Source organism: Zoogloea sp., from assembly GCF_044344315.1.
Taxonomy (GTDB): Bacteria; Pseudomonadota; Gammaproteobacteria; order Burkholderiales; family Rhodocyclaceae; genus Zoogloea.
Genome location: NZ_JBIJDC010000048.1, coordinates 22,671 through 29,687 on the forward strand (window position 1 = coordinate 22,671; position 7,017 = coordinate 29,687).

Annotated in this window: 6 protein-coding genes; all 6 read right to left on the reverse strand. The window is 68.9% G+C overall.

What is annotated here, in order from left to right; translation table 11 throughout:
* Window positions 1–1,059, reverse strand: a complete 1,059-nt coding sequence (locus tag ACIQ09_RS11980; RefSeq protein ID WP_398309793.1) for an NAD-dependent epimerase/dehydratase family protein — start codon at window positions 1,057–1,059, stop codon at window positions 1–3.
* A 20-nt stretch (window positions 1,060–1,079) separates the two neighbouring features.
* Window positions 1,080–2,171, reverse strand: a complete 1,092-nt coding sequence (locus ACIQ09_RS11985) for an N-acetylneuraminate synthase family protein (RefSeq protein ID WP_299883770.1) — start codon at window positions 2,169–2,171, stop codon at window positions 1,080–1,082.
* Window positions 2,172–2,182: 11 nt separating this feature from the next.
* Window positions 2,183–3,283, reverse strand: a complete 1,101-nt coding sequence (locus ACIQ09_RS11990) for an FkbM family methyltransferase (RefSeq protein ID WP_398309796.1) — start codon at window positions 3,281–3,283, stop codon at window positions 2,183–2,185.
* Window positions 3,280–5,079: a thiamine pyrophosphate-binding protein gene (locus tag ACIQ09_RS11995; protein ID WP_398309799.1), complete on the reverse strand. Its 1,800-nt coding sequence runs from the start codon at window positions 5,077–5,079 to the stop codon at window positions 3,280–3,282. Before ACIQ09_RS11995 ends, ACIQ09_RS11990 begins: the two co-directional genes overlap by 4 nt.
* A complete protein-coding gene (locus tag ACIQ09_RS12000) occupies window positions 5,076–6,275 on the reverse strand; it encodes a methyltransferase domain-containing protein (RefSeq protein WP_398309802.1) in 1,200 nt (399 codons plus the stop codon). Before ACIQ09_RS12000 ends, ACIQ09_RS11995 begins: the two co-directional genes overlap by 4 nt.
* 14 nt (window positions 6,276–6,289) lie before the next feature.
* The coding region (locus tag ACIQ09_RS12005; RefSeq protein ID WP_398309805.1) for a DegT/DnrJ/EryC1/StrS family aminotransferase at window positions 6,290–7,017 on the reverse strand (728 nt) is incomplete at its 5' end.

The window sequence follows — 7,017 nt, forward strand, 5'->3', positions numbered from 1 at the left end:
TCAGGGTTGCGATACGGGAGAGGCGCATTCCGCCGTCAGGCGGATGGCCTCCTCCAGGGGCGTCCAGGCGTCCAGCGCCAGTTCATGGCGTGCCCGCTGGATGGACGGGATGTAGCGGTTACGCCCGGCCTTGTCGTCATGGCCGCGGGCGATATGGACGGCTGCTGCGGGGGCCAGGGTGTCGCGCACCTGGTGGGCCAGCTCGGCGATGGACAGGGCCTGGTCGGCGCCGACGTTGTAGGCCCGGCCGTGCTGTCCCTGCAGCAGGAGGGTCAGCAGCCAGATGGCCAGATCGGCGCCGTAGAGGTAGCTGCGCAGGGGGCTGCCGTCACCGCTGACCTGGATGGTCTGGCCAACCAGGGCATCGCGGATGAAGTTGCCGATGGCAAAGTGGCCGTCCAGGGGCAGGGTGGCGCCGACGAAGGCGAAGCAGCGGGCGACCGGAATGGCGATGTCATGCTGCTGGCCGTATTGCAGGCACCACTGCTCGGCGGCGCGCTTGGCCTCGCCGTAGGCGCTGCCCGGATGCAGGGCGTCGCAGGCAAAGGCCGCGTCTTCGGAAATCTGTGCCACATCGGCCGGCTGTCGGCCATACACGGCACCGGAGCTCACGTAGAGGGCGCGGCGCACGCCGGCTTCCCGGGCCCGCTCGAGGGTGTGACGGGTGCCGAGCAGGATGTCGTCCATGATCGCCAGCGGGTGGCGATGGGCGGCGGCGTCGGTGTCGGTGGCGGCGTGGATCAGCAGGTCGGCGGGGGGGAGTGCGCCGAAATCCTTGATGTCGCCCTGCTGCCAGTCCAGCCAGGGGGCGTCGGCGAGGAAGGGCGCGCGAGCCAGGAAGGCGGTGGGCGAGCGGGACAGCACGCAGACCTTCAGCGCCACGCCCTGGCGGTGCAGCAGATCGAACAGGCTCAGCAGCCAGTAGCCGAAGAAGCCCGTTCCCCCGGTCACGACTATCCGCTGCCCGTGGAGGCTGCGGGTGTCCAGGTGAGCCAGCAGTGCCCCGAGCCGGCCATGGACGGCCGGGCAGGCGGGGGACGGGAGCAGGGGGCGTGACATGGCGTCAGGGCTGCGAAGGCTTACAGGCCGCGGCTGTAGATGAGCTTGCGCAGGGATTCGTTCTGGGAATACGGGCTGTCCACGTCGTCGATCTCCAGGGGCGAGTCCTTGGTGACGGGGCGGGTCAGCTTGAGGCCGTTCATGGTTTCACGGCAGGACAGCTGGCCCTTCTGCAGGGGGATGGCCAGGTAGAAGTCGTCCTCCAGGTTCTGGTGGTGCAACTCGTAGCCGGCGGGGAGGTCGCGCTTGGCATAAACACCACGGACCAGCCCATCCAGGTATTCGGTTTCCTTCTTTTTGGGCACGCGCTTGGCGGTGCCGGTGCCGCCGCACATCTCCACCGCCTTGTGGAAGGCCTTGAACCATTGGTCGATCTGGTGGGGCAGGGAGCAGTAAGGCGACACGGGAATGCCGTCCTCTTCGACGTCGATGTGGCGTTCCCAGGTGCGGGCGCCCTTGGCGTAGGAGAGCAGCATCGACGACGTCCAGTCGTGGTACTCGTGGGTGGACAGACCGATGACGTTCTTCGGATAGCGCTGGCGCAGGAAGTCGATCTGGTTGAGCTCCAGCTCGTCATCCTCGCTGGGGTAGATGGAGACACAGTGGTTCACCGCCAGCGGGATGTTGCGATTGGCGAAGAAGGTCACCATGTCGTCGATGTCCTTCTGGGTCGAGCCGCCGGTGGACACGATCACCGGCTTGCGGGTCTCGGCGATGCGCTCGATCAGGAACCAGTCGTTGATGTCGGAGCTGGCGATCTTGATGATGGGCAGGTCGAGCTCTTCGCAGAGGTCCACCGAGGCCTCGTCGAAGGCGGTGGCCATGGGGATGCAGTTGCGCTCCTTGATGGCCTTCACCAGGGTCCGGTACTCGGCCTTGCTGAGCCGGGTGGCCTCGGTCTTCTTGACGTAGCGGATGTCCTCGCGGCCCCGGAAGTCCTTGTGGATGAAGTGGTCCACCTCGCGGAACTGGAGCTTGATGGCTGCTCGCACGTTGTTGAAGCGCACCACCTGCGCAAAGTCGTTGACGATGCGCAGCCCGCGCTCGAGGCGCCCCCAATGGTTGTTGGCGAGTTCGAGGATGAACAGGTTTTCGAAGATGGCGTTGCTCATGATGTGGGACCTCAGTAAGCGTAAAAGACCGCGTCGAAGGAGTTGTGGGCGTGGATCCGGAAACGCAGACGGTAGTCGAGATTGAGGCTGGAGATCCAGGCGGGTATGCGCCACAGGTCGTCGCGGCGGTGATAGCCGGCGATGGCGAGGACGGGGCGGTTGCGACGGATGAGGGCTTCGGCACCGGCCAGGGCCTCCATCTCATGCCCCTCCACGTCGAGCTTCAGGTAGCCCACCCGGGCGTTGGGCAGGCAATCGTCAAGGCGCAGCACCTGGATGTGGCTGTTGCCTTCTCCGCCCAGGGTGCTGGCTTCGCCGTGACCGCCGGAAAACGCCAGGCTGGCATTCACCGAGGACACACCGCAGGGCAGGCAGGTGACCGGTACGCCCAGGCCCCGGGCCCGTTCGGCGAGGCGCGGGAAGTTGGCCGGGTCGGGCTCGAAGGCCCAGGCTTCGCGCAAGGGCAGGTAACGCTGCGCCTCGGCCAGGGTGTCGCCGTTGTAGGCACCCGCATCCACGAAGCCCAGCGGGGGGTGGGCGAGGCCGGTGAGGAAGTCGGGGAAGTACTGGGGGCCGGAGACGGGGGCGGCGGGGATGCCCCGGGTCTGCCCCAGCCGGTAGCGCAGGATGGCGGCGAGGAAGGCGCGGCTGGGTTCATCCTCCAGCTGGGCGAAGCTGCCGTGCAGTTCGGACGCGTGGGCAGCGTAACCCTGCCGCTCGTCCAGCCAGTAACGCCAGCCCATGCTGCCGCCGAGGGCTTCGAAGTACTGCTGGGGCAGCAGGACGCGGGAAAAGCCAGCGGCTTCGCAGGCGGAGGCCAGGGTCGCGTGATCGGCGCCGGGTTCGCGATTGAATACGCCGATCCACAGGGGCAGGGACGTCCAGCCGCCGGGGAGGGCCGTGAGGGGGGCCACCGGGCAGTCGGCAAACCGGGATGCCTCGCCGCGGGACACGACGAAGCCTCGCACCGTGATGCCCATGCCGACGAGGGCGGTGTGCAGATCCCGGGCGAAGCTGCCGCAGCCGAAGATCAGCACACCCTCCCGGCGTGCTTCCACCAGGGCGGCGCCGGCGTCCTCGAAGCTCAGGGACGGAAAGCCCGTAGTGCTCACGCGCCGGCTCCACCCGTCCAGGCGCGGAGGCTGCGCGCCTCGGCACGCACCGCGGCCAGCTCGGCCGGGGGCAGGAAGGGGAACATGTCGTCCAGCTCAGGGGTGGCAAAGCCCCCCTCGGGCAGGGCGCGGGACTTGATGCGGGGTTCAAAGCCGGGGACCGGGTCCACCCGGGCGGCGATGAGGGTCGGGCCGCGGCGTGCCAGGGCGGCGTCGAGGGCCGGCAGGTCGGCAGGCGTGGCGATGCTGACGGCGTCCAGGCCGTAGGCGGCCGCCACCCGGGCAAAGTCGGGAAATTCGACCCCCGAGGCGGGGGTGGCGCCGACGATGCGGCCGAAGAAGTTCTCGTGGGTCTGGCGGATGGACAGGTAGCCGCCGTTGTCGATCAGCACGATGAGCACGTCCAGCCCCAGGGTTTTCAGAGTCTGCAGCTCCTGGATGTTCATCTGCAGGCTGCCGTCGCCGGCGAAGCACACCACCCGGCGGCTGCCCGCAGCCCGGGCGGCGCCGATGGCGGCGGGCAGGTCGTAGCCCATGGAGGCGGAACCCGAGTTGCTGAACATGCGCTGGCCGGCCTTCAGGCGGCCCACCTGGAAGGGCAGGATGCAGGCCGAGGCGTTGCCGCAGACCACGATGTCATCGTCGCGCAGCTGGTCGAAGATGCGTTCCACCAGGGCATAGGGGTGGAGCTGGGGGCTGTCGGTGGGGGCGCCGCCGATGGGGTAGCGGGCGCGGATGTCCCGGCACCAGGCGGACCAGGGGCGGACATCCGGCAGGCCGTCGGCGCAGGTGGCGGCGAGGGCGTCGATGAAAAGCCCGGCGTCGCAGGCCAGGCGCAGATGGGGCTGGACGAAGGGCTTGGCCAGCTCGGCCGGGTCCACGTCAATCTGGGCGATGAAGGCGTCTTTGGCGAAGCTGTCCCAGTTGTAGCTCACCTGGCGGATGTTGAGCCGGGAGCCGATGACGATCACGCAGTCGGCGTTTTGGGCGCAGAAGTTGCCGGCGCGGGTGCCGATGGTGCCCGGGCGGCCGGCGAACAGGGGGTGGTCGCTGGCGATGAGGTCGTGGGTCCAGGCGGTGGCCACCGGAATGCCGTGGGCTTCGGCAAAGGCCAGCAGGGCACCGCCGGCGCCGGCCAGACGCACGCCCGTACCGGCGATGATCAGGGGGCGGTGGGCCTTGTGTAGTTTTGCGGCAATCTGCCGGCAGGCGTCGTCCAGATCGGCGGGGGCCTGGGGGGCCGGGGCCGTGAATGCCGGCAGGGGCGGGCATTCGGCCGACTGGACGTCGAGGGGAATGTCCAGCCACACCGGGCCGGGGCGTCCGCCGATGGCCGTGGCCAGGGCCCGGGGCAGCAGCTCGGCCAGGGCTTCAGGGCTGCCCACGCTCTCGGCCAGCTTGGTGACCGGGCGGGCCATGGCGACCACCGGGCCTTCCTGGTCGCCCAGCTGGCGCAGGCCTGGCACGGGGGTGTAGTCGAGGCAGGTGGCACGCTTGACCTGCCCGCCGATGACCAGCATGGGGATCGAGTCGGTGAAGGCGCCAAACACGCCGTTGAGGGCATTGATGCCGCCGGGGCCGGTGGTCACCATCACCACCGCCGGCTTGCCGGCGACCCGGGCGTAGCCTTCGGCGGCCATGGCACAGGCCTGCTCGTGGTGCATGAAGGTGCACTTCAGGCGCGGGTGGCTGGCCAGGGCCTGGTTGAGGTACATGGCGCCGCCGCCGGTGACGGTGAATACCTGCTCGATGCCGTGATCGGCCAGCCAGTCGGCGATGCGTTCGGAAAGTTTCATGTCGGCTCGGTGATGAAGTGCAGGCTGCGCGGGTGTCCGGGTTCGATGCGCTGGATTTCTGCCTCGATTTGATGGGGGTTTACGGCGACGCAGACCAGAACTTGTGCCTTCGGGTGACGATATAGTCCCTCGGCCGGGGCCACGACCGGCTTGCCGGCGAAAGTCTGGCCCTGCTTGTTCGGTGCCCCGTCGAGAAAGGCGCAGACCCGGGCCAGGGGAATGGCGTTCTGGCCGAGGAGGCGCTGGGCCCATGAGCCGGCGCCCCAGACCAGCAGCGGCGCGTTTTCATCCAGCGGGGGCTGGATTCGAATGGCCTCGCGGGCGCGCTCGGCACAGTCCTTCAGGTAGCGCTGCAGACACGTGATCACGCAGGGTGACGGCGCGAGCCCGTTGTCGGGGCCCGCCGCGGCAATCCCGGCAAAGGCCGGGTAGCGTGTGCCGTCGGACAGGCTCAGGGTGCAGTCGGGAAAGGCCTTGGGGGCGAGCCCGGCCATGGCGAAAAGCCTGCCCAGCGCGAGGGGGCTGAAATGGTTGATGTGCTCGCTGTCGAAGTAGTAGTAGGGCGGACGCGGGTCGCAGCGGTAGCCCCGCGGATCGGGGACTTCGATGTACAGGCGGCCGCCAGGCGCCAGCAGTGTTGCCAGCCGGGGCAGCCAGTCCAGGTCGCGCAGGTGTTCGGCCACGTGGGACAGGACGATCAGGTCGAACTGCCGGCCGGCATAGCGGGTGGGCGATTCGCTCGCCAGCCCGGCGTTGATGGTGAGTCCGTGGCTGCGGGCCAGCGCCACGGCGGCCGGATCCGGGTCCAGGCCTTCGGCCCGGGCGTAGCCTCGGGCACCGAGCACTTGCAGCAGTCCGCCGGCGCCACAGCCGATGTCCAGAATCGCCGCATCCTTTCCCGGGAGCGCGTCCACCAGGCGATCGGCGAGGTGTTCCAGGCGCAGCTGGTCGGCTGCGTCCTGGCCAGCGCCGGTGCCGGTGGGGCCACCGTACTTGGCGAGCTGTTGATAGTAGCGGTCGTAGTCGGCCTGACTGGCTGGGGTGTCGGCGTAGACGAAGTCACAGGCCGTGCAGGCCACCAGCCGGTAGCCGGATGGCAGCGGCGAGTGGCTGGGCTGAGGCAGTGAAAGCTGCGCCAGCACATCCGGGTCGCGGTTGCCGCAGAGGGGGCAGGGGCGATGGAGGTCGGGAGGCATGTTTGCCTAGTGCGTCAGAAGCCCGCGCCGACAAACTGGCGGATCAGGTCGGCGCTGTAGTCCAGCTGGGCCTCGCTGAGCCCCGGCCACACGCCGATCCAGAAGGTGTCGCGCATGATCCGGTCGGCCACCGGGAGCTCGCCCACCACCCGGAAGTTGCGCCCGGCCATGGAGGGCTGGCGGGTCAGGTTGCCGGCAAACAGCAGGCGGGTGCCGACCTTGTGCTGGTCCAGGTATTCGAGCAGATCGACGCGGTTGACGCCGGCGTCGGGGCGCAGGGTGATGGGGTAGCCGAACCAGGACGGGTCGCTGCCCGGGGTGGCTTCGGGCAGGATCAGGAAGTCGGTGGCATCGGCGAGCCGCGCCGTGAGGTGCGCGAAGTTGCGTTTGCGGGCGGCGATGAAGCCGTCCAGCCGGTCCAGCTGGGCCAAGCCGCAGGCGGCCTGCATGTCGGTGATCTTGAGGTTGTAGCCGATGTGGCTGTAGGTGTACTTGTGGTCGTAACCCTGGGGCAGGCTGCCCAGCTGCCAGCCGAAGCGCTTGCCGCAGGTGTTGTCGCAACCGGGCTTGCACCAGCAGTCGCGGCCCCAGTCGCGGAAGGACTCGGCGATCTGGCGCAGCTGGGGGTCGCTGGTGAGCACGGCGCCGCCCTCGCCCATGGTGATGTGGTGGGCGGGGTAGAAGGACAGGGTGGCCAGGTGGCCGAAGGTGCCGACCTTGCGGCCCTTCCAGGTGGAGCCCA

Coding starts and splice junctions, on each gene's coding strand:
- ACIQ09_RS11980 (WP_398309793.1), bottom strand. CDS start 1,059: ATGTCACGCCCCCTGCTCCCGTCCCCCGCCTGCCCGGCCGTCCATGGC.
- ACIQ09_RS11985 (WP_299883770.1), bottom strand. CDS start 2,171: ATGAGCAACGCCATCTTCGAAAACCTGTTCATCCTCGAACTCGCCAAC.
- ACIQ09_RS11995 (WP_398309799.1), bottom strand. CDS start 5,079: ATGAAACTTTCCGAACGCATCGCCGACTGGCTGGCCGATCACGGCATC.
- ACIQ09_RS12000 (WP_398309802.1), bottom strand. CDS start 6,275: ATGCCTCCCGACCTCCATCGCCCCTGCCCCCTCTGCGGCAACCGCGAC.